This window comes from Arthrobacter arabinosi, assembly GCF_054511115.1.
The window spans coordinates 1-3,196 of sequence record NZ_JBTNDF010000024.1 but is presented as its reverse complement, the minus strand read 5'-3'; the positions used below and the strand labels follow the sequence as shown (position 1 = coordinate 3,196).

The 3,196-nt window shown below is 61.2% G+C and carries 2 protein-coding genes; both read left to right on the top strand.

Features of this window, described 5'->3' with window-relative positions; all coding sequences use genetic code 11:
• The first annotated feature begins 476 nt into the window (after positions 1-476).
• Positions 477-1,301, top strand: a complete 825-nt coding sequence (locus ACX80P_RS16890; protein WP_459279256.1) for an alpha/beta fold hydrolase — start codon at positions 477-479, stop codon at positions 1,299-1,301.
• 8 nt (positions 1,302-1,309) lie between these two features.
• Positions 1,310-3,130 carry a putative bifunctional diguanylate cyclase/phosphodiesterase gene (locus ACX80P_RS16885; RefSeq protein ID WP_459279255.1) on the top strand — a complete coding sequence of 607 codons (1,821 nt, stop codon included), beginning with the start codon at positions 1,310-1,312 and terminating at the stop codon, positions 3,128-3,130.
• Positions 3,131-3,196: the final 66 nt, after the last annotated feature.

Below are 3,196 nucleotides of genomic sequence, written 5' to 3'. Positions count from 1 at the left end.
CACCTTCGCAGGACGCTTCGAGAAAACAACTTACTGATGAAACGCCGGACCCCACACACCGTTTATCGGACAGTCCCTTCGCAGGCGCTGAGCGCGACGGTCGCGGCTGACCTTGTGCTGATCACTTGAAGGGTCTGTGCGGGACTCGGTGGCGGGTAGTTGCTTTGGATGCTCAGCGTTGGGTCAGGTTCTGCCCAAATCATGGACCGGTTTCAAAGGGCCGCCGTAGGATCGGACGGAAGGGTGTTCTCACTGAAGGCCCGAACGGTTGATCTGTTATGCCGGGTGAGGCTCGCCACTTCAGCCAGCCGGGGAGTTCGCTCATGGCTGCTTGGTGATACTGCTGAAACGCCGGAGATGATGCAAGCCCTTGACTGTTGACGGGGAGCGCGTGCATGCCGACAGTCATCAGCGGGGCACTAATCCTCATGCCTCGCTTCACTACAGTAGAGAGCAGATTTGCTGTGCACGCTGGAATGTCGGACCTCATCGAACGGCACAACGTCAGATTCAGTGGTCGGCCTGGCGGGCCGGTGCTGCTGTTCGCCCATGGGTTCGGGTGCGATCAGAGCATGTGGCATCGGATCATCCCGTTCTTCGAGGACCGGTACCGGGTCGTGTTATTCGACCATATGGGTTCGGGGCTCTCTGACCTGGACCAGTACGATCCCGAGAAGTATTCGACCCTCGACGGCTATGTCACGGATGTGCTCGCCTTGTGCCGTGAGCTTGAGCTTGATGATGTTGTCCTCATAGCGCACAGCATCGCGACCATGATGGCCATTGAGGCCGCCATCGTGGACGCGGACAGGTTCCGTGGGTTGGTCCTGGTAGCGCCGTCCCCGTCCTACATTGATGATCCATTCGAGGGCTATGTCGGTGGGTTCACGCAGCAGGACATCGACGGGCTCCTGGAATCCCTGGACAGCAACTACTTCGCTTGGTCAGCCTCGCTCGCCCCCATCGTCATGGGTAATCCCACCACTCCTGAACTGACGGATGAGCTCGAGGCGAGTTTCTGCCGCACCAACCCCGACACGGCACGGAACTTCGCGAGGGTTAGTTTCCTCTCCGACATACGCTCGCACCTGACTGACCTGACCGTTCCGGCGCTGATCCTGCAATGCTCCGATGACATGCTCGCACCCGCCGAGGTAGGGCGCTACCTGAACGAGCGGCTGGCAGTCAGCACGCTCGTCGAACTCGCAGCGACCGGACACGTACCCCAAGCCAGCGCCCCCCAGGAAACAGCACAGGCGATTCTGCAGTACCTACAGCACCAGATGACAGGCCTTGCATGACCTTGGCCATGGACTACGAGCAGCTGTTTCATGAGGCGCCGTGCAGCTATCTGATCACTGATGAGGCGTGGACGATCACTGCCGCTAACGCGAGCTTTCTGGCCTGGACGGGGTATGGCAGCGACGACGTCATCGGAACATCGCTGCCCCGGCTGATGCCGATAGGCGATCGTCTTCTCCACTCCACCCACAATGCACCTCAGATGCAACTCACCGGGACCGTGTCGGAGGTGTCCTTCGAGATCCTCGACGTGGAAGGACGACGCCGGGCCGCCCTGCTCACAGCTGTCCGGGCAGTTCGTTCCGACGGTGGTGTGGAGATCCGGGTCATCATCTTCAGTGCGCACGAACGCCGCCAGTACGAGCTTGAACTCGTCGCCGCCCGCCGGCGCGCGGAAGAGTCCGAAGCCCGGAGCGTTCGTGCCGAGGCCGGCCTGCAACACCTCGCACTGCACGACTCCCTCACCGGGCTGCCGAACCGGGCGGGTCTGGCGGCCATCCTCGAGCGGGACATCGCCGAACCATTGCCCAGCATGAAGATCGCCGTTTTGTTCGTCGACCTCGATCACTTCAAGTCGGTCAATGACAGCCTCGGACACAACGCAGGGGATGAGCTCCTGAACATCGTGGCGCGACGGCTTTCCTCAGCCATCCGGGACACCGGGACCGTCGCGCGGTTCGCTGGAGATGAATTCGTCGTGGTTGAGCAGGTCAGTGCCCTGTCCGATGCGACAGCATTGGCCCAGCGGCTGCTCGAAACAATGAACAGTCCGATGATCATCGAGGGCCTGGAAGTGGTTTGCTCGGCCAGTATTGGTATTGCCCTCACTGATGACCAGGGCGCCGATGCCGATCGGCTGCTGCGGCGAGCTGATATCGCCATGTATCGGGCGAAAGCGCAGGGCCGCAACACCTGGGACGTCCACGATCCTTCCGAGTCCGATCCGGCAGTGAACCGCATGCGCCTCCTGGGAGAACTCCGCCACGGCATCGAGACCGGGCAGCTGCGCGTCCACTACCAACCCCGCATAGACGTCGCGACGAGCATCATCAACGGCGTCGAAGCGCTGGTCCGGTGGGAACACCCGACGCGAGGCCTTCTACAACCGATCGACTTCATCGACCTGGCAGAGGAATCCGGACTCATCCGGGACCTGGGCGCCTGGGTGCTCAATGAAGCCATCAAGCAGGGCGCCCATTGGAGCGCTTCGACCGTGGTGCACACACCAATCGAGATCGCCGTGAACCTCTCCTCCCGCCAACTCATCGATCCGCAACTGACCGGAATCGTCGAAGCCGCCCTCGCCCGGCACAATTTTGATCCTCATATGCTGACCCTGGAAATTACCGAGACCGCGCTCATGGACAACCCAGCTGTAGCGCTCACGGTGCTCACCGCGCTCAAAGCACTGGGCGTGGGACTGGCCATCGACGACTTCGGAACCGGCTACGCGAGCCTGACCTACCTCAAAGACTTCCCCATCGACGAACTCAAGATCGACAGGTCCTTCGTCAACGGGCTCGGCAGCAATAGCGGGGATAGCGCGATCGTTGCGAGCTGTATCCAACTCGCCCACGCCGTAGGCATCAGAGCCGTCGCCGAAGGAGTCGAAACAGACAACCAACGCTCCACCCTGCTCAGCATGGGCTGCGACCTCGCCCAGGGATACCACTACAGCAGACCCCTCAGCCCAGAACACCTCACCAACTGGATCACCAGCCGTACCCGCGCCACACCCGTAAACAAGCTCGTCGACACACGACCACTAACCGATCTCGACAACACTCACCAACAAGCCCGACACCTCGACCGAGAACCGGGACTGTAAGAAAAACGGTGTGTGAGGGCCCGGCCTGATCCGAGAGGAGATGGCCGTGGATGACTTCACGACTGA

What these genes read in the sequence shown, in the direction of transcription:
- ACX80P_RS16890 (WP_459279256.1), top strand. Translation starts at nt 477, where the DNA reads ATGTCGGACCTCATCGAACGGCACAACGTCAGATTCAGTGGTCGGCCT.
- ACX80P_RS16885 (WP_459279255.1), top strand. Translation starts at nt 1,310, where the DNA reads ATGGACTACGAGCAGCTGTTTCATGAGGCGCCGTGCAGCTATCTGATC.